Source organism: Pedobacter planticolens (assembly GCF_014172375.1).
In the GTDB taxonomy this organism is placed as follows: domain Bacteria; phylum Bacteroidota; class Bacteroidia; order Sphingobacteriales; family Sphingobacteriaceae; genus Pedobacter; species Pedobacter planticolens.
Genome location: NZ_WNXD01000002.1, coordinates 852,956 through 877,775 on the forward strand (window position 1 = coordinate 852,956; position 24,820 = coordinate 877,775).

Here is a 24,820-nt window from a genome sequence, read left to right on the forward strand (position 1 = left end):
TGAAAAGATTTCTTAATTTCACGGCTTTTAAATAACAATAATGAAAAAGATAAGCTTCCTTTTATTTTTTGTCGGCATTTTTTTACTGATAAACCCTAATCAAAGCGTTGCCTTAAAGCCGCAAACAGATTCCACTGCAAATGCAGTTCCAGATGATATTCAATTTACAACTGTTGGTTCTGCAGAAGATAGTATTGCGAATAGCAAAGTAGCTCCTGTAACAACAGACACCGTAAAAAAAGATACTACTACGACCACTGCATCTACAAATACTGCGACACAACCTGTCTCATTATGGGTGACTTTTGGTTTAGGGTTACTAGCTGGTTTGGCGGCATTTTTTCTGCCTTGTATATTTCCAATGGTTCCACTTACTGTGGGATTTTTTACTAAAAGAGCAGAAAGCAAAGGCAAAGGAATACGAAGTGCAATTATTTATGGGCTATCTATTATTGTAATTTATGTTGGTTTAGGCGTTATCATCACATTAATTTGGGGGGCAAGCGCACTTAATCAAATCTCAACAGATGGGTTTTTTAATATCCTTATCTTTTTAATTCTTGTCATTTTTGGAGTTTCTTTTTTAGGAGCTTTTGAAATTACCTTGCCAAGTTCTTTTGTAAATAAGTTAGATGCGAAATCTGATTCAAAAGGTTTGAGCGGCATATTTTTTATGGCGGCCACGCTTGCAGTAGTTTCGTTTTCGTGCACAGGGCCATTAATTGGAACGTCTTTAGTCGCGATTAATACCGATTTATGGACACCAGTTGTGGTAATGTTTGGCTTCTCGTTATCTTTAGCGATAATATTTACGCTATTCGCGATATTTCCGAGTCTAATGACTGGCTTGCCAAAATCTGGTGGTTGGTTAAATTCGGTTAAAGTGGTATTAGGCTTTTTGGAGCTTGGCCTAGCCTTAAAGTTCTTGTCTACGGCAGATTTATCTTATCATTGGGGTATTTTAGATAGAGAAATTTTCTTAGCCATTTGGATTGTTTTGTCTATCCTTTTAGGTGTTTATTTATTAGGGAAAATCAAGTTTTCACATGATAGCGATTTGCCTTACGTATCTATTCCGCGACTTTTCCTTTCTATTGCCTGCTTTGTATTTGCATTCTATTTAATTCCTGGATTGTGGGGAGCGCCTTTAAAAGCAGTAAGTTCGTTAGTGCCGCCAAGGTCAACGCAAGATTTTGTTTTATCTGAAGGAGGAACAGTTGCTGCAAATACAGAAGTAAGTGAGAAGAAAAAATATAGCGATTTCTTGAGCTTCGAATATAAAATAACTAATGGATTTTTTGATTATGAAGAAGCGCTTGCGTATGCAAAAAGCGTAAATAAACCTTTGTTTTTAGATTTTACTGGGCATGGTTGTGTAAATTGTAGAGAAATGGAAGCTAAGGTTTTATCAGATCCAAGAGTACTCAAAATTATAAACGATAATTATGTTGCTGTTGCAATTTATACAGACGATAAAACCAGCCTTCCTGAAAATGAACAATTCGATTCTAAAGTATTAAAAAGAAAAGTCAACACGGTTGGATTAAAATTCCAACATTTACAAGCGGATAAATTTCAAACGATTTCTCAACCGTATTACGTGCTTTTAGGAAACAATGAAAAAGAATTAGTTTCTCCCCCAATTGGTGTAGAATACGATATTGATACATATATAGCTTACCTAAATAAAGGATTAGCTGAATTTGCCAACACAAAGAAATAAATGAGTACAATAAAAAATATAGGAGTATTAACATCTGGTGGCGATTCGCCAGGGATGAATGCCGCAATTAGAGCCGTAGTAAGAGCAAGTTTATATCATAATTTAAAAGTAACGGGTGTTTTAAGAGGTTACGAAGGGTTAATTCATGCTGATTTTATGCCAATGGATGGTAAATCTGTAGCAAATATTATTCAACGTGGAGGTACGATTTTAAAAACAGCTAGAAGTGATGCTTTTAGAACAAAAGAAGGAAGAGAATTAGCACATAAAAACTTAGTAGATAGCGATATTGATGCATTGGTTGTAATTGGCGGAGATGGAACTTTTACTGGTGCGGATTTGTTTTCTAGAGAGTTTAATTTCCCAGTAATTGGTTTACCTGGCACAATTGATAACGATTTAGAAGGAACGGATTTTACTATTGGATACGATACAGCCATCAACACTGTTGTAAATGCAGTTGATAAAATTAGAGATACTGCAGAATCTCACGATAGGTTATTTATTGTTGAAGTAATGGGTCGAGATTCTGGATTAATTGCTCTAAGAAGTGGAATTGGCGTAGGTGCAGAAGCCATTATGATTCCAGAAGCAAAAATTGGAGTTGAGGATGTAGTGGTTAGATTAGAGAATGGACGAAAAGACAAAGCTTCAAAAATTATTATTGTAGCCGAGGGCGATGAAGCGGGAGGTGCATATAATGTCGGAGAAGCCTTAAAGGACAGATTTCCTAGTTATGATATTCGTATTTCTGTTTTAGGACACATTCAGCGTGGTGGCAAACCAAGTTGCATGGATAGAGTTTTAGCAAGTCGTTTGGGCGTGGCTGCGGTAGAAGGATTGTTGGCTGGTAAAACCGATGTTATGGCAGGACAAGTGAATCGTGAAATTGTTTTCACGCCATTTTCACATGCTATTAAACATATCGATGCAGAAAAAATTACTCCAGCTTGGTTGAGATTAGTAGAGATATTATCGCTATAAAGTTATCGTTCATTGGCTCACTAGTTCATTGGTTTAGCGTAAAAATGAACTAATGACTAATGGACCATTGACACTTAGTCTTCAAGTATAACTGCAGTTCCGCTAGCGGTAACCATTAACATGCTACCTCCGCTACCAACAGTTTCATAATCTAAATCTACTCCAATAATCGCATTAGCACCCATTGCAGCAGCATATTGTTGCATTTCACTTACCGCAGTGTTTTTACCTTCACGTAGCACTTGCTCGTATGAACCCGAACGTCCGCCAACAATATCGCGGATACCCGCAAAAAGATCTTTAAAAATATTGGCGCCAATAATGGTTTCGCCAGTTACAAGACCAATGTATTTCACAATTTTCTTGCCTTCAATAGTATTTGTGGTTGTAATTAACATCTTATTTAGGTTTTTATAATTCGATGTTTGTTTTACAAAATTGTTACAACAATTTGTCTAATACTTGTTGCCAGGTATCAACACGTTCGTAATCTGTAAGCAACAAATTATGTGGAGAAGAGAATAATAACGGACGCCCTTTAAAACCGACAAAATTCCTCGCTCTATCATCGATCATTATGTCTGTATTTACAATTTTATCACCACAAAAAATGATGTTTTTCCAGCTAATGAACGGAAAATGGTCAGCAAGCCAATGACGTTTATCTTCTAGCGAATTAGGGAATTCCATTGCCGCAGACACGATGTAAACCTCGTATTTTTCTTGTAGTTTCTTTACTGCTTCAACACCGCCATCTATAACCGGCAAATGTCTGAAAAACCCCTTTTCGTTTATATAATCAAACCATTTGTTGTTAATATGTTCTGGCACATGGTGATAAATCTCATTCCCAGGATCTAATTTAAGGTCTAATGAAATTCCGTAATCTCTGTTATAAAGTTCTATAAATTTAAAAATTGGATCGGCTAGGACTTCGTCCATATCTATTGCTATTCTCATGCTTTCAAATATCCTAAATTTGGATTAGAGTTATGTTATTTGAATTTAAAATTATTGCACCTTGCTAGTTATTAGTATTTTACTTACTTTTGCATCCCCGCAAGCACGAAGCTCCGGGAACTATGTTGAATACATAAACTTAAAGAAAAATGGCAACTAAAATCAGATTGCAAAGATTCGGTAAAAAAGGGAAACCTTTTTTCCACGTGGTAGTAGCAGATTCTCGCTCTCCAAGAGATGGTAAATTTATTGAGCGTTTAGGTTCTTATAACCCTAACACCAATCCAGCAACCATTGAAATTAACTTCGAAAAAACTTTAGACTGGGTAAACAAAGGTGCGCAACCTACGGATACCGCTCGTGCTATCCTTTCTTACAAAGGTGTTTTATACAAAAAACACTTAGAAGGTGGTGTTAAAAAAGGCGCTTTAACAACTGAACAAGCAGATGCAAAATTTGCAGCTTGGTTAGAAGCTAAAGGTGGTCAGATTGAAGGAAAAATCGAAGGCTTAAGCACAAGCAAAGGTGAAGCTAAGAAAGCTGCTTTAGCTGCTGAAGCTAAGAAAAATGCTGACCGTGCTGCTGCAATTGCATTGAAAAATGCGCCAGTAGAAGAGGTTGTTGAAGAAGAGGAAGTAGTTGCTGAAGAAGCTCCTGCTGCTGAAGTTGCAACTGAAGAAGTGGTAGCGGAAACTCCAGCTGTTGAAGAAACTGCTGCTGTAGCTGAAGAGGCTCCGGTTGCTGAAGAAGCTCCGGTTGTTGAAGAAACTCCTGCTACTGAGGCATCAGCTGAAGAAACAAAAGAAGAAGCATAATCATAGATTTGTTTTAACTTATTTATAGCGTTCCGAGTTTCGGGACGCTATTTTTTTAACCTCTAAATCCCATCTTTGTCATTCAGAGCAAAGCGAAGAATCTATTTTAAGTTTTTAAACAAAAAGAACATGACTAAAGAAGAATCATTTTATATCGGTTACATTACTAAAACCAAAGGTTTAAAAGGCGAGGTTCAACTATATTTCGAATTTGATGCATATGAAGATTTAGATTTGGATGTGCTTTTTGCTGACATGAATGGTAAAATGGTTCCTTTTTTTGTGGCATCGCATAAATTATATCCTAACCAAACAGGTCTTTTTTATTTTGATGATATAGACCATATCGATAAAGCTCAACCTTTGGTGAAGAAAAAAATCTATATGCCATTGAATAAAATGCCAGAACGTGGCGAAGATGATTTTACATACAATGATCTAAAAGGGTTTATGGTGTCTGATGAAACACATGGAGAACTTGGCGAAATTATAGAGGTGAATGAATACCCACAACAATTTGTAGCTACACTACTTTATAAAGAAAAAGAAATTTTATTTCCTTTAAATGAAGATATGATTGTAGAAATTGATGAAGATGAAAAAACATTACTGGTAGATTTGCCAGAAGGATTACTAGATCTTTATCTTAATTCATAAAAATTGAAACAATAGATAGGCTATTTCGTTAAATCTAAATGAAACATTTAACGCTGTTTGTCTTACTGCTTTTCTCAATCTGTTCCTGTAATAATCAGAAAGAAAATAAAGAAGAAACTCCTGCTAAAGTTGCAGATACCATAAAAGAAGATTTGCCAAAAGATGACGGTTTATCACAGCAAGACTCTATCAAAGCAACAGGAAGACAGATTTTAATTTTTCTTAAGGAAAATAACTTTAAAGAACTTAGTAAATACTTTTCAAATGAAGGTGTTCGATTTTCACCCTATGGCTTTATTGATACGGCCAAATCTAAAAAACTCACTCCAGAGGATTTTTTAGAATCTATTCATAAAAAATGGCTGCTTACATGGGGAAGTTTAGATGGTACAGGTGATCCAATTAAATTAACAGTTCCAGCTTATCTTAAAAAGTTTGCTTATAACGCCGATTATCTAAATGCAGAAGCAGTTGGGTATGATGAAATTATGAAACAAGGCAATTCGCTAAACAATCTCAAAACCATTTATCCAAATCATCATTTTATAGATTATTATTTTAGTGGATTTGATCAAAAAAATCAAGGAATGGATTGGACAAGTCTTCGTTTGGTCTTCGAAAAGGAAGATGGACAATATTTTTTGGTTGCCATTATCCACGATCAGTGGACAATTTAATAAAAGTTTAACCTTTTAACTATGCAACCATCCTAGTTCGGTATAGTTAATATTTCATGCTTTACTAACTGATACTTCACCCGAACTTAGCAGGGAGTTTACAGGGATAACATAGGGATTTGTCCCTGTAAACCCCCTGTTAGGTCCCTGTTTAATCCCTATTTAGCCCCTGTTAATTATGTAGATAGTAAGATATCAAAAGCCAGTCTTCCATTGTTCTTTGAGGTGCTAGTTGAAGAAAATTTTCAATTGGAAGAAGAAGACTAATATTTAACATTAATGAATTAAGAAAGTAAGTTTTTCTCAAGCTCATTGAGGTATTCTTAACTCCTTACTATTTCAAAATGCGATATCATCTCTACCATAGGTATCCCTTTGGGAAAAACTTTATATTTGCACTATGCGTTTCGATATCATTTCCGTTTTGCCAGATTTATTGACAAGTCCTTTTGCGCACTCTATTTTACAGCGAGCGCAAAAAAAAGGAATTGCCGAAATTGTGGTGCACAATTTAAGAGATTACGCCACAAATAAACAAAAAAGTGTTGATGACTATCCTTATGGTGGAGGAAGCGGAATGATCATGGCTGTTCCGCCTTTTGCCGCTTGTATAGAGCAACTGCAAACTGAACGTGAATATGATGAGATCATTTTCATGAGTCCAGATGGAGAGACACTGAATCAAACTATTGCAAATCAGCTTTCGACAAAAAAAAATATCATCATTTTATGCGGACATTATAAAGGTATAGACCAACGCATACGTGATATTTATGTAACTCGAGAAATTTCTATTGGAGATTATGTTTTATCTGGTGGAGAATTACCAGCTGCGGTTTTGGTTGATGCAGTAATCAGACTTATTCCAGGAGTTTTGAACGATGAAACTTCTGCTTTATCTGATAGTTTTCAGGGAGATTTACTTGATGCCCCTTTGTACACCCGCCCAGCCGACTGGAGAGGACATAAAGTTCCTGATGTATTGTTGAGTGGGCACGAGGCAAAAATAAACGACTGGCGCCACGAAGAAGCGGTTAAGCGCACACAAGAGCGCAGGCCAGATTTATTAAAATAAGTTTTAAGTTAACAATTTTCATTTTTAAACACAAAGCGTAAGTGTGGAAAAAACTTAATTTGTTAGAAAATAAATTTATTTTGCGCATCACTTTTATTTTTAAAATAATTTTCCTAATATTGCAGTCCGATTTTAAACAGAAAAAAATCGGCTTAATAGCTTAAAATCATGGATTTAGTAAAATTTGTAGAAGAGCAAGTAATTGCAAAAAATGAGTTTCCTTCTTTCAAATCAGGAGATACAGTGAGTGTTCACTATAAAATTCGCGAAGGTAATAAAGAACGTATTCAAATTTATCAAGGTGTTGTTATTCAACGTAACAGTGCTGGTGCAAACGAAACGTTTACTGTTCGTAAAATGAGTAATGGTGTTGGAGTAGAGCGTATCTTCCCAATTAATTCTCCAAATATTGATAAAGTAGAAGTTAACAGTCACGGTAAAGTGCGTAGAGCTAAATTGTTCTATTTACGTGAATTAACTGGTAAAGCTGCTCGTATCAAGTCTTTAAGAAAATAATATTCTTTAATAAGATATATAACCTTCACGATTAGTTTCGTGGAGGTTTTTTTGTTTATATCTTTGCCGCACCAAATAGAATTGAAATGAACGAAATGAAACAACTTTTAAAAAAGTACGAAGAGAAACAGCCAGAAATTGTTTTTGAATGGAAAGATAAGGAATCTGAAGCTGAAGGCTGGGTAGTGATCAATTCGTTACGAGGTGGTGCCGCTGGTGGTGGTACACGCATGCGCAAAGGCTTAGATAAACGTGAGGTAGAATCGTTAGCTAAAACAATGGAAGTTAAATTTACTGTTTCTGGTCCGCCAATTGGAGGTGCAAAATCTGGTATTAATTTCGATCCTGCTGATCCACGTAAAAAAGAAGTTTTAGAACGTTGGTATAAGGCGGTTATGCCGTTATTAAAAAGCTATTACGGTACTGGCGGAGATTTGAATATAGACGAAATACATGAAGTTATTCCAATTACAGAAAGCTACGGCTTGTGGCACCCGCAAGAAGGTGTAATTAGCGGTCACTATCAAGCTAGAGAAAACGAACGTATTCATCAAATTGGTCAGCTACGGTATGGTGTTTCGAAAGTATTAGAAGATTTAGATTACACGCCAGATATCAAAAGAAAATATAAAGTAGCCGATATGATTACTGGTTACGGCGTATCAGAATCGATTAGACACTATTATAACATTTGGGGCGGAGAATTAGCAGGTAAAAAAGCAATTATACAAGGTTGGGGTAATGTTGCTGCTGCGGCAGGATATTATTTAGCTCAACATGGCGTTAAAATTGTAGGAATTATTGATCGAGTTGGTGGGTTAATTAAACCAGAGGGATTTACCGAACAAGAAGTGAAAACATTGTTTAATACTAGAGCAAATAATACCTTAGTTGCTGATAATTTAATTCCTTTTGCAGAAGCGAGTGAAAAAATTTGGAATGTAGGTGCTGAAATTTTTGTGCCAGCCGCATCTTCAAGATTGGTTCAGCAAGAAGAAGTGGATAAAATGATTAAAAGCGGCTTGGAAGTAATTGCTTGTGGCGCTAATGTACCTTTTGCAGATAAAGAGATATTTTTTGGAAGCATTATGGAGCACGCAGATAATCATGTAGCGGTAATTCCAGATTTTATTGCAAATTGTGGTATGGCTAGAGTTTTCGCCTATTTAATGCAACGTAATGTTGAAATGAGCGACGATGCTATTTTTTCTGATGCATCAACCGTAATTGGCAATGCTTTGCAAGCGGTTTATACGAAAGCTAACAAAAGAACAAATTTATCAAGTACAGCATTTGAAATTGCATTGAAACAATTGGTATAACCCGACAGGATTAAAATAATTATTTTAATCATCAAGGGCTCCATCTAACAATTAAAAACAATAAAATAAATAGATGAATGGATAATCAATTTTTTGAACAGGTATTTTGGGGCAACACCATACAGGCATACTGCATGTTTGGCGGTATACTTTTGCTCGGGCTATTATTTAAACGAATTGTTTCCCGATTTTTAAGTCAACTCTTATTTAAACTGTTCAAAAAATTTGCTGATGAAGTAAAAATAGATACATTCATCGCTCTGCTTTTAAAACCATTTGAATTTTTCATCACCTTAACCTCTTTATATTTAGCGATAAATCAATTAAAGTACCCGCTTGAAGTAGAGGTTTTCCATTACCATAAACTGATTGATAAAGTAAAAGTAGTACAAGCCTTTACGCTGGGTGAGCTTTTAGATAAAATATTTTTATTCCTAATTATCCTGTCATTCTTCTGGATAATTCTGCGAATCATCGATTTTGTGGCACATGTATTTATGTACAAAGCCATAAAATCTGATAACAAAGCAGATGATCAATTGGTGCCATTTTTAAAAGAGCTTTTTAAATTCGTCATCTATTTTATTGGCTTCTTCGTGTTGTTAGGCTATGTATTTGAAGTAAATGCATTGAGCTTAATTACAGGCTTGGGTATTGGCGGTATCGCGATAGCATTAGCAGCAAAGGAAACATTAGAAAACTTAATCGCTTCATTTACCATTTTTATTGATAAGCCTTTTACGGTAGGTGATTTGGTAAAAGTTGATGGAGTTGAAGGAACGATTGAAAAAGTTGGATTTAGAAGCACGGTTTTACGTAGTACGGATAAAACAACACTAATTATTCCCAATAGGGCAATGATAGATGGTGTTTTAGAAAACATGACTCGAAGAAATTTCCGCAGAGTTAAATTTAATATTGGCATCATTTACGAAACCGAGGCGGATATGATAAAAAAGATTATCGAAGAGATTAATCAGTTTTTAGCGCAAAACCCTGATACTACTGATGGCGTAGCAACTTTTGATAGCTTCGCAGATTCGGCTTTAAATCTTCAAGTTTTATATCTGGTAGAAAACCCAGAGTTTAATACTTATCTTAAGATTAAAGAAGAAGTCAACTTTAAAATTATCGAGCTAGTTCACAAATACAACTCTGATTTCGCTTACCCAACACAAAGAACGGTTTCAAAATAAAGAGTTTTTTGCTTTTTAACATTAAGAAGTTAAGGAAAATTAAGTGTTTCGTTTCTTAATTCCTTAATGTTTAAGTTCAAATTAATGATAAGCAGATTAGCTCAGCTCTGCTAAAACGGTAATTCCCCCTTTAACAACTTCGTCTAATTGTAAGTTTACTTTAGTCCCGATAGGTAAGAAAATATCTACTCTTGAACCAAATTTAATAAACCCAAATTGCTCAGTTTGTACAACTTGATCACCTTCTTTAATATACCAAACAATTCTGCGAGCTAAAGCACCTGCAATTTGTCTAAATAATACTGGAGTACCATTTTTATGTTCAACGACAGTGGTTGTGCGTTCGTTTTCTGTACTAGATTTTGGATTCCAAGCGGCTAAATATTTGCCAGGATGATATTTAAAAAATTTAACAACACCAGAAATAGGATTTCTGTTAATGTGTACATTAATTGGCGACATAAAAATAGAAACTTGTAAGCGTTTATCTTTAAAATATTCGCCTTCTTCAGTCTCTTCAATTACGACAACTTTACCATCTGCGGGGCAAATCACCAAGTTTTCTCCCGAAGTAAAAGTTCTAGTCGGGTTTCTAAAAAATTGTAAAACGATAACAAAAAGAGCAAAAGATAAGATGTAAACAAACCAGCGTAACCAAGCTAAATCTGCAAATTTATAATCTACAAAAGCATTAAGCACCATGATAAATAAAACGGTAAGCGCAATGGTGGTGTAACCTTCTTTATGTATAGTCATTGTTTTTTATTTTTAGTGAGGCAAAAATCGGAAAAAAAACTGATAGATTGATGATTGCTAAACGTAATTCGTCAATCTAAAATCGTCAATTTATATTGCTCTATAAATATCTTTTAAGTTTCGGCCCAAGCCATTATAATCTAAACCGTAACCAACTACAAATTCATTAGGGATTTCAAAACCCACATAAGTTAGTTCTTCAATGGGTTCTTTTAACGCTTTTGGTTTAAATAATAAGCTACAAACTGTTACCGATGCAGGTTTTTGTTCGTGTACTTTCTCTAGAATATATTTTAAGGTGAAACCCGTATCCACAATATCTTCTACCAAAACTACATCTCTATCCTTCAAGTTGGTTGGCAATCCAAAAGTTTCTTTTATGCTGCCTGTACTTTCAGTGCCCTTGTAAGAAGCTACTTGAATAAAACCAACTTCACAAGCAATATCTATTTCTTTAAGTAAATCGGCCATAAATAGGAAACTACCATTTAAAACACCAATAAAAACAGGGCATCTATTTTCATAATCAACATTCAACTGAATACCAATTAAGCGAATGCGCTTATTAATCGTGTCGTTTTCCAACAAAATTTCAAAGTCTTTATCGTGTACCTGAATTTTATTCATTTCTGTTTAATTTACCCGCCATTTTCATTCTCTTTCCGCCTTTGTTCTCTTCTTTCTTGACGCAATTGTTTTTTGGTTTTTACGGTATCAACTTTAACTGGGGTTTTTATTAAAGTGTCTTTTTTTGGAGAACCAAATAAACGATCAAAAAGGTTTTTAGATTTATCTTGCATTCCGCCCGGAGGCATCATATCATCCTCTTCACCTTCAATTTTGTTGGTGTCTATCACTACCGAATCTGGCAATAAATATTGCCTCAATCCTTCGCGTAAACGCACATTATAAAATCCATAGCCACTGGTGTCGGCAGGTGTTAAACCTCGTCTGGCCATGGTGTTTCCAATAAAATTGAAATACGGCAATAAATATCCTTTTAGGCTACCATCACTCATAAATTTATACAGCGCTACTTTAGGTTTAGGAACAATATTAGCTAAGAAAATACCTTCTCCAGTAGTTAATTCGGCAGGTGTTTTACCAAAATAATGACGAGCGGCTTCACCAATTCCGTATACATTTTGTCCCATTTCTATAATGTTGAAATAGACTTCTAGCATGCGTTGTTTGCTAATTAATTTGTTGTTTTCAATTAACCATACAATTAATATTTCTTCCGCTTTGCGAGCTAAAGTTTTTTGTCGACTTAAGAAAACATTTTTAACCAATTGCATAGAAATGGTACTTCCGCCACGTTTAAAACGCTTTTCTTTAAAATTTACAGCGATAGATTTTCGAATGGATTCTTCTACAAAACCTTTGTGTCTAAAGAAAGATGGGTCTTCTGAAGTCAACAAAGCATTTTTAAAGTTCGAGGAAATATCATCTAAACGCGTAAAATTAGGATTAGATGGTCCAATGGTAATATTTCGCATTGGTTTGCCATATTCGTAAGGTGTGTAAACGAAAGTAGAGTTGATTTTTTGCAAATCTGTTTTGCCCCATTTTACAATTTTAAAATCTGTCGGAGTTAAAGTAGAATTGAATTTTACACTATCAGGAATCGAGGAATCTAAATAAAAATTAAGGTTATATTTCAGCTTGCCTTTTACCTGTATGCCCTCCAACGATTCGAATAATCCTAATGGAAAAGAATCGAAAATAGCTTGCGCATCTTGCTCTTCTGCATTTAGTTTCATCTCATAAATTTTGTTAGGAGACAACGTATATTTCAAGTATGGATGAATTGAAGCATTTTTTAAGAAAACCGTTGATGTACTATCCAAACAGATGTAATTTTCGCCAATTAGCATATCCGCATCAACTTTTGCATCGGGAACAATAACATCTGCCGACGAAATCCTTTTCTGATTAATCAACAAATTTTTAATCGACCAAGAACCAGAAATTTTATAATCATCGCCACTATAATCTGCATCTTTCATTTCGGTTGTTACGGTATCAAAGCTTACTTTTGTATGTAGTTTTCGCTCTAAATAAGGCAATTCTACTTTCTTTCCATCAGCAAAAAGCATTAAATTTAATTTTTTGCTGCTAGGGCGAAGTTTGCCGTTTACATGCCAAGTTGCTGCGGTATCATTCACCAAAATGTTAGATTTCAATTCGCCATTATCAATAGTTGCGCTAGTGGTTAAAAACTTAACAGATGCCGTATCGTTATCATTCAGTTGCATCAAAAAGTTCTTAACTTCCATATCATCAGGAATTTTATAAAAAACTTCATTCAGTAAATTGCTAGCTAAATCGCTCAATGCAACTTTATTTGTTGTAGTTGTGCTATCTTTCTTTTTTCTTTTCAGGATGAAATCCAAATTGGTTAAAGAATCTCTTAAAACGATATTCAGTTTTCCTTGGTTAAGGTTAATTTCTGATAATTTCACATTACCAAACAGCAATGGAAATATTTTCACCCCAATGGTGATATCATTAATTGTTGATAACGTATCGCGATCTTTTGGCACTACCGAAATGTTTTTCATGTTTACAGAACTTAGTCCAGTAAAACCAGCAGAGCCGATTTTAATTTCCAAGCCATAATCTTTATCCGCCTTTGCGATAGCTTTTGCCATCATTTTTTTTAGCAAAGCCTCACGTTTGTTATAAGCAATTGCTCCAAGCGAAATAAAAACGAGTAAAAAAACGCCTAAAACCCAGGCACCAATCTTTAAATATTTTTTAGGGATTTTAATTTTTGGTAGATGCATAAACTAAAGTAGAAATTATTGTTAAACAAACGCTTAGCGCAAATGTTTATTTCGTGTTAAAATTACAACAAAAAGGGCGATAGAAAATTTTTTATGCCTATGTTTTGTTAATTTTGAGGAATGATAATTACCGAGGAACAGGTTTTAGCCGCTTTACGTAATGTAGAAGATCCAGATTTGAAGAAAGATTTGGTGACACTACACATGATTAAGGATGTTAAAATTGAAGATAAAACGATTGGATTTACGTTAGAGTTAACTACGCCGGCATGCCCGATGAAAGACATGTTGAAGAATGCCTGTACAAATGCAATTAAACATTTTGTAGCGGCAGATGCGATAATCAACATTAATATCACATCAAAAGTTACCAAGCCGTTAGATACTACGCAGCTAAAAGCGATTAAGAATATTATTTTAGTTTCATCTGGTAAAGGTGGGGTTGGGAAGTCGACTGTTGCGAGCAATTTGGCAGTAACTCTAGCTGCAGATGGTGCAAAAGTTGGGCTAATAGACGCAGATATTTATGGGCCATCTGTACCCATTATGTTTGGTTTAGTTGGTGCAAAACCGAGCGCTAGAGAAACAGAAGATGGAAAAACCTTGATTTTACCAATTGAGAAATATGGCATTAAATTACTTTCATTAGGGTTTTTTGCAGATCCAGATCAACCTGTGCCTTGGCGTGGACCAATGGCTTCAAACGCTATCAAACAGTTGTTTAACGATGCGGACTGGGGAGAATTGGATTATTTAATTGTAGATCTTCCGCCGGGAACTGGAGATATTCACATTACCATTTCTCAAAGTTTTCCAATTGCTGGAGCTGTAATTGTAACTACTCCGCAACAAGTGGCATTGGCCGATACAAGAAAAGGATTAGCCATGTTTAAAATGCCAGGAATTAATATCCCAGTTTTGGGCGTAATAGAAAACATGTCGTATTTTACACCAGCAGAATTGCCAGATAACAAATATTATATTTTTGGTAAGGACGGAGGAAAAGAGCTAGCAGAACAATATAAAGTGCCTTTTTTGGGAGAAATTCCTTTGGTGCAAAGTATTACTGCTGCTGGAGATAATGGGCAACCTGTTTCAATGGATAAAGAAAATCCGTTAGCTGCAGCATTTGGAGAAATTGCTGGTAAAATGGCGCAACAGATTTCTATAAATAACATTCAGACAGCAAATTGCTAAAAATTTACTATTTTTATACTTTAAAAAATATAAGATGAGTTTAACAGAACAAGTGGAGCAAGCATTAGAAACTATCAGGCCTTATTTAATAGCTGATGGAGGAAATGTTGCCATTGAAGAGATAACGCCAGAGCATGTTGTTAAATTGAGATTATTGGGTAATTGCGGTTCTTGCAAAATGAGTTTCATGACCATGAAAGCAGGAATTGAGCAAGCTATTATGAAAGCAGTACCTGAAATTACAGGTGTTGTTGCCGTAGATTTAGCTGAGCAAGATTAGATTTTAACACAATTTAACTAGTCAATTAAGCATTTACATCTATTTTTGTGAAATGAAATATAGCTTAACCATCATATTGCTATTGTTTGTTGCCACGGTTTTTGCGCAAAGCGATGCCAAAAGCAATAAATTGGTGCAGCTTTCGGGAATTATTACCGATGTTGACAGCAATGTGGTTGTGCCGTATGTAACTATAACCAATCTATCGGTTAAAGAGCAAAAATATGCGGCTAATTACCAAGGTTATTATTCTTTTATTGCCCACCCGGGCGATACAGTAGTGTTTTCGGCGGTTGGCTTTACAAGCAAAACATTGATATTACCAACCGAAATTGCAGAACATAAATATACTGCAATGATTAAATTAAAATCTGAGGTTGTTTATTTGCGAGCAGTTAGAGTTAATCCTTGGGCCACGGTTGAAGAATTTAACAAAGACTTTCTATCTATGAAAGTAGCGGATGACGATATGGCTATTGCGAAAAGAAATGTATCGCCAAAAGCATTAAGAGGAATGATTGCTACTTTGCCTAGAGATGGACAGGAAATTAGCAACGGGAATTACCGTTATAATTTCGATAGAATGATGAACGTAAATATGCGTCAAACAAATCCGTTACTGAATCCTTTTGCTTGGGGCAAATTAATGCAGACTATCTTTAGTGGAGATAAATTGCGTAGCGAAGATCAATAGATTTTAGATTTTAAATTGATGAGTTACGATTGATCTTGATTGACGTAAATCGTAAATCTAAAATTGTCAATTCAAATTATCTTTTCTTATTCCCTTTTGGGAAACGCATTTTATAATCCGTTTGCACATTACCTTTTGCAATTGCATCTAATTTTCCTTTTAGCAATTGTTTGCGCAACAAACTCAATTTGTCGGTAAAGAGCTTACCTTCAATATGATCATATTCATGTTGAATTACACGAGCAGGAAATCCAGTTACTTTTTCTTCGTGAAGTTTCCAATTTTCATCGTAATATTTAATTAGGATGTTTGGTTTACGCATCACATCTTCTCTCACTTCTGGAATACTTAAACAGCCTTCGTTAAAAGCCCAAGGTTCGCCAGTTTCTTCTAAAATTTGAGCATTGATGAAAACTTTCACATAAGCCGCTTCGTCTTCATCACCTTTGGTATCTACAATAAATAAACGAATTGGCAAACCAACTTGAGGGGCAGCTAAGCCAACGCCACTAGCATTATACATGGTTTCGAACATGTTTTTTATCAGTTGTTGTAAATCAGGATATGTTTCATCAATATCAACACAAACTTTCTTTAAAACAGGATCGCCGTAGGCTACAATTGGTAACTTCATGGTGCAAAAATACGAAATAATGTATAAATGGGAAATAGGAAATAGTGAATGGGAAATAGATATGACAGGATAAAAAGAACAAAAATCTAATTTTCCATTGGATAAAACGTTAATGAACTCAACTTACTTTCATCTAAAATCTCATTAGAAATAGTTGCCATATCAGTTGTACTAACCGCTCTAATTTTATTAAATACAGTTTCTAAATCATCAATTTTATTGTAATCAATTAGGCTTTTTGCCATCGAAATGATTAATCCAATTCGGTTTTCTTCGCCTAAAGCAATTTGCCCGATAAACTTATTTTTAGCCTTTTGCAATTGAATTTCTGTTAAAGGATTATCCTTTATTTTTTTGAATTCTTTCGAAATTAAGCTAAATGCTTTATCTAGTTTTTCTTTATCTGTACCAAAATATAAAGCAAAGATTCCCGTATCGCTCAGCGGACTATAATTAGATTCGATGGTGTAAGCAATGCCGTATTTCTCTCTCAACTGTAAATTTAAAATCGAGCTCATTCCTGTTCCACCAAGCATGTTGTTGAGCAATAATAAACCTGCTTTGTACGGATGATGTAACGAATAGGCTTGTGTACCCATCATGACGTGTGCTTGTGAAATCTGTTTGTTTACAACGATATTTTGTGCTTTATTAGGTATTGGCACACTTCTTTTTTTATCTGATAAATTTGTCGGAACAGATTCAAAATGTGTCGAACCAATCTTAATGAACTTATTTAGCGAGTAATTTCCAATCACAGCAACTACTATTTCATCTGTTCTGTAATTATCCTTGATAAACTTTAAAATGTCTTTTCTAGTTAACGCATTTACTGTTTCAGGGGTGCCTAAAATATTTCTCCCAAAGGGATGCCCGGCAAAAAGTTGGTCTTCAAAATCATCATTTATCGCTTCTTCGGGTTGATCTAAATAAGAAGTAATTTCATCTAAAATAACTCCTTTTTCTTTCTCCATTTCATCTTCTGGAAACACAGAATGGAAAACAATATCATTAAAAAGTTCTAAAGTTCTATCTAAATATGGATTTAAAAACGAAGCATGAACACACGTATATTCTTTGGTGGTATATGCATTCAAATCTGCGCCAATGCTTTCTAATCGGGTTAAAATCTGATTGGTATTTCGTTTTTCTGTGCGTTTAAAAATTAAATGTTCAATAAAATGAGCCAAACCCATTTGCTCTTCATCCTCATCTCTAGAACCACTATTGATAATAATACAAGCATGAGAAATTGCCGATGCAGATGGCACATGCAACAACCGAATGCCATTGTGTAAAGTGTGAACGTTATATTCCATTAAGCGGTAAAGATAAGGGTTTTAGCTGGGATAGTTGTAGGGCGATCGTCATGCCCAGCTTGACTGGGGTATCGTAATGCGATAGCAGGATTTTTAACGCTTTACGATTAGCTGCGCTGAGCACTTCGTGGTTCCCGTTTTCACGGGAAGGACGACAAGCTATAGAAATAACCCTAACCCTGTCATTTTGACCTATAAAGCATTTTGGAACAGCCATTGATAAGCATAGGTATAATCAAAAAATTATAAAACAAATATGACAACAGAAAAAGGAAGTATTTCCATACACACAGAAAACATTTTTCCAATCATCAAGAAATTCCTGTATTCGGATAATGAAATCTTTTTAAGGGAATTAGTTTCTAACGCAGTTGATGCGGTTCAAAAAATAAAACGTTTAGCAGCACTTAGTCAATATAATGGCGAAGTTGGTGAACCATTAGTAGAAGTAAGTTTAGATGTAGCAGCAAAAACCATAACAATTAGCGATAACGGTTTGGGCATGACTGCAGAGGAAATCAAAAAATACATTAATCAAGTTGCTTTCTCTGGCGCTAGCGAGTTTGTAGAAAAATTTAAGGATGCTAAAGATGCGAACGAAATCATTGGTAAATTCGGTTTAGGTTTCTACTCAGCATTTATGGTTTCAGATTTAGTAGAAATTCAAACTTTATCTTATCAGGAAGGCGCTACACCAGCAAAATGGACTTGCGATGGTAGTACAGAATTCGAAATTTCTGATGGCGATAGAACAACTCGTGGTACGAGCATTATTTTACATGTCAATACAGAATCTGAGGAGTTTTTAAGCGAAAGCAAATTGCAAGAAATCTTAGATAAATACGCTAAATTCTTACCCGTTCCAATAAAGTTTGGGACTAAAACTGAACAAGAAGAAGACGGTGTTGATGCAGAAGATAAACCAAAATATAAATCGGTTGAGGTTGATAATATCATCAATACCACTAATCCAATTTGGACGAAAGCACCTGCAGATTTGTCAGATGCAGATTATTTAGATTTCTACAAACAGTTGTATCCGTTTTCTGAAGATCCATTATTCTGGATTCACCTAAATGTAGATTATCCTTTCAACTTAACAGGAGTTTTATACTTCCCGAAAGTGAAAGATGATTTTGATATGCAACGTAACAAAATCAAATTATTCAGTCGCCAGGTATTTATTACGGATGAAGTAAAAGACATCGTTCCAGAATTTTTAATGTTATTACATGGTGTGATTGATTCACCAGATATTCCATTAAATGTTTCGAGAAGTTTCTTACAAGCAGATAGCAATGTGAAGAAAATCAACAGTTACATTACTAAAAAAGTAGCTGATAAATTAGGCGAACTATTTAACAAAGACCGTAAAGCGTACGAAGAAAAATGGAGCAACATTGGTTTATTCGTTAAATACGGAATGATTAGCGAAGAGAAATTCTATGATAAAGGAAAAGATTTCGCTTTGCTAACTAACACCAAAGGCGAGAACTTTACTTTCGAAGAATACAAAGAGAAAGTAGCTCCAGTTCAAACTGATAAAAATGGAACGGTAGTTTATTTATATACAACAGATCCAGAAAAACAAGATGGATTTATCCAGTCGGCTGAGAAAAAAGGATACGATGTTTTGATCATGAACTCTCCAATTGATAATCACTTTGTGAGCAGTTTAGAACAAAAATTAGAGAAAACACAATTAAAACGTGTAGACGCTAGCGTTGCAAATCAACTGATTGAAAAAGACGAAGTTTTAGAATCTGTTTTAAGTGAAGAGCAGTCGACGAGCGTTAAAGCGATTTTCGAAAAAGCAATTGCAAAACCAAATTTCAACGTTGAGGTTGTTGGTTTAAATCCAGATGATTCTCCAGTTACGGTAACTATGGATGAATTTATGCGACGCATGAAAGACATGGCTAAAATGGGTGGCGGAATGAGTTTTTATGGTAATATGCCAGATAGCTATAAAGTTGCTATCAATGGGAACCACAAATTGGTAAGTAAAATTTTAGCTTCAACAAACGAAGAAGAACAAAGTAAATTTGCAAAACAAGCAGTTGATTTAGCATTACTATCACAAGGAATGTTAACGGGCGCAGAATTAACGGCTTTTGTTAGTAGAAGTGTAGAGTTGATATAAGACACATATCGCCGTCATTGCGAGGTACGAAGCAATCCTAAAGCAAATAGTTTAAGTTGTAAGATTGCTTCGTACCTCGCAATGACGGTTTATTTATATGAAATGAAAAGAAGACTTTCACTGGTACCAGTAGCCATTTTTACTATTTTCTTCTTGCTGTTAAATGCTTACGCATTAGGCGGATTACAAGTTTTAGCGCCACAAACATATGTTCAACCAATCTTTTGGTTGGTGGTAGCAGTAATTGTGGTATTAATGATTACAGCAGTAATTCGATTGCAAAGCCGTGAACCGGATCAGTTTTTTATGCTTGCGGTACATGCTTTCATTATGTTTTTTGCTAGCGAATTGCTGTTTGTTGTTGTGCTTTTACTAAATGATAGTTATCGTTTAATTAATGCAGGTTTTCATCATTTTATATTTCCGCCAAGAGCGATAGTTGCTGTAGAAATTGGTTTAGCCTTATTTCTATTCCTGTTTTTTGCTTTCCTATACGGGATGCTTTGGGGCAAATACGCGTATCGTGTTATTAAGCATACGTTATATTTTGATGATTTGCCAAAAGCATTTGATGGATTTACTATTACTCAAATATCCGATGTACACGCAGGTAGTTTTACCAACCCCAATGAAGTACAAAAAGGCATCGATTTAATTAAGAAGCAACATAGCGATTTATTTGTTTTTACAGGCGATTTAGTGAACAACAAAGCCGAAGAAATTAAACCTTACATTGGTCATTTCTCTCAAATCAAAGCCAAATACGGTCAGTTTTCTATTTTAGGAAACCACGATTATGGCGATTATGTGAAATGGGAAAACGACTTAATTAAAAAGGGGAATTTACAGCAACTCAAAAAATACCATCAAGAATTAGGCTTCCGTTTATTGTTAGATGAACATGTAGAACTAGAAAAAGAGGGAGAAAAAATCATCTTAGCTGGAATAGAAAATTGGGGTTTAGGCTTTGGCGAACGTGGCGATTTGCAAAAAGCATTAATCAACACAAAAACAGATGAATTTAAAGTTTTGCTTTCTCACGATCCATCCCATTGGGAAGCACAAGTAAAAAATAATCCTTCAAAAATACATTTAACCTTAAGTGGCCATACACACGGAATGCAATTTGGCATCGAGCTTTTTGGCATTAAATGGAGCCCTGTAAGTTTACGCTACAAACATTGGGCAGGCATTAAAGAAGAAAACGGAAGAATTTTAAATGTAAATAGAGGGTTCGGCTTTATTGGTTTTTCGGGCAGAGTTGGTATTTGGCCAGAAATTACTGTTATCGAACTGAAAAGAAAATAAATCTTTCAGAATTTCCTTATGGAAAACGGGCATTTTTCTAATCTAACTTAAAGATTTAGTTAAATTTTGTAAAAAGTATACATTGTAAAAAACTAAAAATTAAGTTTGTATAGATAATCATCCCAGTCTTTTGAAAAAACGCTATTTCCTTCTTTTGTTTTTGCTGGCGTTTATGTGCTCATCAACTTTGTTTGCGCAAAATCACAAGCGAGTGAATGGCTTGGTTACCGATACAAGCAAAACCGCCATAAGTGATGCCAATGTTTTACTAATTGCGGGTAAAGATACATTGCGCACTTCTACAGATGTTGATGGTTATTTCAACTTTTCGAGAATTAAAGCAGATCAATTTTCTTTAAAAATTACCATTACAGGCTATCAAGAGTTTAGCAAAAGCTATTCTTTTGGTAAAGAACGAGAAATGGAAATTAAAGGACTCGAATTAAGGTTTTCGGGCAATATGCTTAAAGAAGTCTTGATTAAAGGGAAGCCAAATCCGATACGAGTAATGCAAGATACGGTAGAATATAATGCCGAAGCATATCAAGTTTTTGAGGGAGATAACGTTGCCGATTTGTTAAAGCAGTTTCCTGGTTTGGAAATTGACGATGAATACAATGTTAAAACCATGGGCAAAGAAATGGTGAAACTTCGTATAAACGGAAAAGACTTTTTCACCAATAATGTAAAAGATTTTATCGCCAAACTTCCAGCAGCAATTGTAGCTAAAATTCAAATTATAGATGATTTTGGTGATGAAGCAAACTTTACAGGAATAAAAATTGGCGAACCCACTAAAATGCTAAACATTGTAACCAAACCTGGCATGAACAAAGGGCAATTTGGTAATGGAGGTATAACTGGCGGAACTAACGATCAGCTTGGCGGTAATGCAAACATGAATTTATGGCGAGATACCAAGCAAAGTAGTGGAGGTTTAAACTATACCACATCAAACAATGGCGCCGGCGAAAGTGAAAACATGAGGTTGTCAGCCAACCATCGAGATAAACTAGGGAAATACGGAAGTTTAGGGCTTAGCTATAATATTGGGCGAAATAATTCGGCTTTTAAAACAGAGCAAGCGGTAGAAACCTTAAATCCGTTAGGTACATTTTATACGAACACAAAAAGTAGTGGAGAGAATAAAAATAGCAATCAAAATTTAGGTTCAGACTTTAGTTTTAACAATAAAAAAATCTACTTAAATGGCTCGTTCGGAGTATCGTATAACGCAGGTAACAACTTAAACTCATCTTTTAACAATCAATTAGGCATTATTAAGCAAGACAGAAACAACAATAGTGAATCAAGCAATAAATCGCCAAGAGTAAATGCGAATGTTAGTTTTTCTAAAATCTTAAAAAATAAAAGGAATAGCCTTTCTGCAAACCTAGGTTTTTCAACAAGCTCAACTAATTCAGATCAAAACATAAGTACAAATACGCTGTATTACGATAAGGATACACAGGTTTTAGAGAAAGATTCGCTATTAAGCAGAAACCTAATTAGCGAAAGCAATGGCCAGAATGTTAACATCGGAATTAATTACAGCCTCGGCTTAAAAAAACTGAAAGATAGTTTAGCTCGACAAGCCTTAAATTTTAGTTACACAGCTTCGGTAATGCGAAGTCGCAATGATGTATCTACTATAGTGTTCGATAATTTAACCAATCAACCTCGCTTCATCGATTCATTAAGTACGCAGTACACCTCCATGCTCATTAATCAATCTTTAGGGATAAACTATAATTACAGCAACAAAAAAATGCGCTATAATTTTGGGTTTAACACAAGACCATCCTTAATGAGTAGTAATTACCTAAATCTCCATCAAAAAGTAAATAATAATCATATAAATTACTCGCCAAACATAAACCTAAGTAGAACAATAACTAAAGGAAAAACGATTTCTGTTAATTATTCGGGGAGCAATAATGCTCCATCACTTTATCAATTACAGCCAGTAAAAAACGCCCAAAACTTACAAAATGTTGTAGTTGGAAATCCCAATTTAAAACCATCCTTTAACCATAACATCTCTTCTAGTTTTAATTATGTGCATATCAAATCAGGGGTTTCGGTACAAACCGGATTAAACTTTTCTACCACACAAAACGAGATTGTTAATAATGTTATTTTGCTTCCAGATACTTTAAATAGCTTAAAACAAGAAACACGATTTGAAAACACAAACGGAACATATAACGTAGGAAATAATTACACACTAAATATTCCCATCAAAAAAAACAAGTATTCCATTTCATATAGTGGCAACATTGGTCTTTCAAATAAAGCAACATTTATTAATAGTATTAAGCGATTTAATAAAGGAATAAACTTTTCTCAGCAGCTGCGAGGAACACTAAATCTTAAACAAATTAATATCACGGCAAGCACAAACTATAGTTTCAACTCTAACAATAATATAAACCTCAACTCAATTAATGATATTGCTCTTTTTAATTTAGGTCAAGTTAGCGGCGCCACTTTTTTTAGAACGCACAATTACCGAGCAGATTTAAACGGCTCCTTACGATTAAAAAAACTTAACGTTAACACAAATATTAACTACAGCGTTACCAATAGCGATGCAACCTTCAATAACCAAAGCAATAGAAATGTTAAAAATCTAAACCTATCGCTTTCATCAAGGGCAACCGTAAAAAAATCATACTTTGTTGGGTTTAGTGCTTCTAAACAAATTAATGCTGGGTATTCGTTGGCAAACACAAATCCTTTTTTACTGAATGCAAACTTGAGTAAAGCATTTTTTAAAGACCAATCTTTAAGCTTAAACATCAACGCTAACGACTTACTAAATCAAGGAAATAACTTAGCCCGTTACGTTTCTGGAAACTCAATTATAGATAGTCGCACTAACCAAATTACCCGAGTTTTTACGTTTGGCATAACCTATAATATCTCTAGGTTTGGCGGTAAAGTATTCCGAGTAGATGCCGATTAATAATTAATCCAGCCTTTACTGTAGCGTTTGCCACACCTTTCTCGTATAGATTAAAAGTTAATGGCCATTAACCTAAATTATTTGTACACTTTAAAATTTAATTATGAAAATATCAATGCCTTTTAAAGCCATCATCGCTGCGCTTACTCTTTCGTTAGGATTACTTTCTTGCTCAAAAAATAGCGATTACACACCAGCAGAAATCTCTGGATTAAGCATAATTCACGCATCGCCAACTACAGAAAAATTAAATGTTTATGTAGATAATGCTCAAGCAACAATAGCTGAGTTTTCTTTTGGAAGCAAAGTTGATTACCTGAATGCGTATTCTGGTAGTAGAAAGTTTGATGTTGCAAAAGCAGGAACTAATACAAGCTTAAAAACAGAGCAACTTACACTCGAGCCGCAATTTGGTTATTCACTTTTTGTAATTGATAAATTAGAAAACATCAAGTTTCTTTTATTAAAAGACGATTTGACCAAACCAGCCGCAGGTAAAGCAAGAATTAGATTTGTAAACCTAAGTCCAGATGCAGAAGCATTAAGTTTAGCAATTGAAGGTAAACCTACCGACCTTTTTACCAACAAAGCATTTAAAGAATACTCTACTTTCGAAACTATTGATGCTGCAGAAAAAGTAACCTTTAATATTAAAAACAATACCACAAGTGCAATCGAAACTGCACTTACAGATGTTAAAATAGAAGAAGGAAAAATTTATACCATTTATGCAAAAGGGTTAAAGGCAACTGCCGATGATACCAAATTCGGAGCCGCTATTTTCACACACAAATAGCTTTTCCATAG

Annotated in this window: 22 protein-coding genes and 1 pseudogene; 16 read left to right on the top strand and 7 right to left on the bottom strand. The window is 34.8% G+C overall.

The window, feature by feature from the left end; translation table 11 throughout:
* The first annotated feature begins 40 nt into the window (after nucleotides 1-40).
* Nucleotides 41-1,723 (top strand): protein-disulfide reductase DsbD family protein, encoded by a 1,683-nt coding sequence (locus tag GM921_RS12430; protein WP_182922960.1) that lies wholly within the window; start codon nucleotides 41-43, stop codon nucleotides 1,721-1,723.
* The gene (gene pfkA / locus GM921_RS12435; protein ID WP_182922961.1) at nucleotides 1,724-2,707 is read left to right on the top strand and encodes a 6-phosphofructokinase; all 984 of its coding nucleotides are present in this window, start codon (nucleotides 1,724-1,726) and stop codon (nucleotides 2,705-2,707) included.
* 74 nt (nucleotides 2,708-2,781) lie between these two features.
* Here the strand turns inward: pfkA and GM921_RS12440 are convergent, their stop codons facing one another.
* Nucleotides 2,782-3,105 carry a heavy metal-binding domain-containing protein gene (locus tag GM921_RS12440; protein WP_182922962.1) on the bottom strand — a complete coding sequence of 108 codons (324 nt, stop codon included), beginning with the start codon at nucleotides 3,103-3,105 and terminating at the stop codon, nucleotides 2,782-2,784.
* A 43-nt stretch (nucleotides 3,106-3,148) separates the two neighbouring features.
* The gene (locus GM921_RS12445; RefSeq protein WP_235969829.1) at nucleotides 3,149-3,667 is read right to left on the bottom strand and encodes a 5' nucleotidase, NT5C type; all 519 of its coding nucleotides are present in this window, start codon (nucleotides 3,665-3,667) and stop codon (nucleotides 3,149-3,151) included.
* Nucleotides 3,668-3,816: 149 nt separating this feature from the next.
* On the opposite strand from GM921_RS12445, the pseudogene GM921_RS12450 reads away from it, so the two are divergent.
* The 7 genes and pseudogenes from GM921_RS12450 to GM921_RS12480 form a co-directional block, all read left to right on the top strand.
* A pseudogene (locus tag GM921_RS12450) lies at nucleotides 3,817-4,347 on the top strand (30S ribosomal protein S16); the annotation flags it as partial.
* A 264-nt stretch (nucleotides 4,348-4,611) separates the two neighbouring features.
* Nucleotides 4,612-5,139, top strand: coding sequence for a ribosome maturation factor RimM (gene rimM, locus GM921_RS12455; RefSeq protein ID WP_182922964.1), 528 nt, complete (start codon nucleotides 4,612-4,614; stop codon nucleotides 5,137-5,139).
* 38 nt (nucleotides 5,140-5,177) lie between these two features.
* Nucleotides 5,178-5,816 (top strand): hypothetical protein, encoded by a 639-nt coding sequence (locus GM921_RS12460; protein ID WP_182922965.1) that lies wholly within the window; start codon nucleotides 5,178-5,180, stop codon nucleotides 5,814-5,816.
* 400 nt (nucleotides 5,817-6,216) lie between these two features.
* Nucleotides 6,217-6,891 carry a tRNA (guanosine(37)-N1)-methyltransferase TrmD gene (gene trmD, locus GM921_RS12465; RefSeq protein WP_182922966.1) on the top strand — a complete coding sequence of 225 codons (675 nt, stop codon included), beginning with the start codon at nucleotides 6,217-6,219 and terminating at the stop codon, nucleotides 6,889-6,891.
* A 168-nt stretch (nucleotides 6,892-7,059) separates the two neighbouring features.
* Entirely contained in the window at nucleotides 7,060-7,407 is a 348-nt protein-coding gene (gene rplS / locus GM921_RS12470; protein ID WP_055133060.1) for a 50S ribosomal protein L19, read from the top strand.
* 95 nt (nucleotides 7,408-7,502) lie between these two features.
* Entirely contained in the window at nucleotides 7,503-8,729 is a 1,227-nt protein-coding gene (locus tag GM921_RS12475; RefSeq protein ID WP_182922967.1) for a Glu/Leu/Phe/Val dehydrogenase dimerization domain-containing protein, read from the top strand.
* 77 nt (nucleotides 8,730-8,806) lie between these two features.
* On the top strand, nucleotides 8,807-9,925 hold the full coding sequence (locus GM921_RS12480) for a mechanosensitive ion channel family protein (protein ID WP_182922968.1): 1,119 nt from the start codon (nucleotides 8,807-8,809) through the stop codon (nucleotides 9,923-9,925).
* Between the two features lie 96 nt (nucleotides 9,926-10,021).
* Here GM921_RS12480 and GM921_RS12485 read toward each other — a convergent pair whose 3' ends face one another.
* The 3 genes from GM921_RS12485 to GM921_RS12495 form a co-directional block, all read right to left on the bottom strand.
* A complete protein-coding gene (locus tag GM921_RS12485; RefSeq protein WP_182922969.1) occupies nucleotides 10,022-10,681 on the bottom strand; it encodes a phosphatidylserine decarboxylase family protein in 660 nt (219 codons plus the stop codon).
* 90 nt (nucleotides 10,682-10,771) lie between these two features.
* A complete protein-coding gene (gene hpt, locus GM921_RS12490; protein ID WP_182922970.1) occupies nucleotides 10,772-11,308 on the bottom strand; it encodes a hypoxanthine phosphoribosyltransferase in 537 nt (178 codons plus the stop codon).
* An 11-nt stretch (nucleotides 11,309-11,319) separates the two neighbouring features.
* A complete protein-coding gene (locus GM921_RS12495) occupies nucleotides 11,320-13,470 on the bottom strand; it encodes a transglycosylase domain-containing protein (protein ID WP_182922971.1) in 2,151 nt (716 codons plus the stop codon).
* 120 nt (nucleotides 13,471-13,590) lie between these two features.
* Between GM921_RS12495 and GM921_RS12500 the strand changes: the two genes are divergently transcribed.
* The 3 genes from GM921_RS12500 to GM921_RS12510 are packed head-to-tail and all read left to right on the top strand — an operon-like array spanning nucleotide 13,591 to nucleotide 15,641.
* Entirely contained in the window at nucleotides 13,591-14,667 is a 1,077-nt protein-coding gene (locus GM921_RS12500) for an Mrp/NBP35 family ATP-binding protein (RefSeq protein ID WP_182922972.1), read from the top strand.
* 34 nt (nucleotides 14,668-14,701) lie between these two features.
* Entirely contained in the window at nucleotides 14,702-14,947 is a 246-nt protein-coding gene (locus GM921_RS12505) for a NifU family protein (RefSeq protein ID WP_182922973.1), read from the top strand.
* A gap of 52 nt (nucleotides 14,948-14,999) precedes the next feature.
* Nucleotides 15,000-15,641: a peptidase associated/transthyretin-like domain-containing protein gene (locus GM921_RS12510; RefSeq protein ID WP_182922974.1), complete on the top strand. Its 642-nt coding sequence runs from the start codon at nucleotides 15,000-15,002 to the stop codon at nucleotides 15,639-15,641.
* 76 nt (nucleotides 15,642-15,717) lie between these two features.
* On the opposite strand, the gene def is transcribed toward GM921_RS12510, so the two are convergent.
* Nucleotides 15,718-16,275 carry a peptide deformylase gene (gene def / locus GM921_RS12515; RefSeq protein WP_182922975.1) on the bottom strand — a complete coding sequence of 186 codons (558 nt, stop codon included), beginning with the start codon at nucleotides 16,273-16,275 and terminating at the stop codon, nucleotides 15,718-15,720.
* A gap of 86 nt (nucleotides 16,276-16,361) precedes the next feature.
* The gene (locus tag GM921_RS12520; RefSeq protein WP_182922976.1) at nucleotides 16,362-17,594 is read right to left on the bottom strand and encodes a M16 family metallopeptidase; all 1,233 of its coding nucleotides are present in this window, start codon (nucleotides 17,592-17,594) and stop codon (nucleotides 16,362-16,364) included.
* A 256-nt stretch (nucleotides 17,595-17,850) separates the two neighbouring features.
* On the opposite strand from GM921_RS12520, the gene htpG reads away from it, so the two are divergent.
* The 4 genes from htpG to GM921_RS12540 all read left to right on the top strand — a co-directional run bounded on the left by htpG (nucleotide 17,851) and on the right by GM921_RS12540 (nucleotide 24,809).
* On the top strand, nucleotides 17,851-19,737 hold the full coding sequence (htpG, locus tag GM921_RS12525) for a molecular chaperone HtpG (protein ID WP_182922977.1): 1,887 nt from the start codon (nucleotides 17,851-17,853) through the stop codon (nucleotides 19,735-19,737).
* A 102-nt stretch (nucleotides 19,738-19,839) separates the two neighbouring features.
* Entirely contained in the window at nucleotides 19,840-21,045 is a 1,206-nt protein-coding gene (locus tag GM921_RS12530; protein WP_182922978.1) for a metallophosphoesterase, read from the top strand.
* A gap of 172 nt (nucleotides 21,046-21,217) precedes the next feature.
* Entirely contained in the window at nucleotides 21,218-24,013 is a 2,796-nt protein-coding gene (locus GM921_RS12535; RefSeq protein WP_182922979.1) for a TonB-dependent receptor, read from the top strand.
* Nucleotides 24,014-24,116: 103 nt separating this feature from the next.
* Complete coding sequence (locus tag GM921_RS12540; protein WP_182922980.1) at nucleotides 24,117-24,809, top strand: DUF4397 domain-containing protein; 693 nt, start codon at nucleotides 24,117-24,119, stop codon at nucleotides 24,807-24,809.
* Nucleotides 24,810-24,820: the final 11 nt, after the last annotated feature.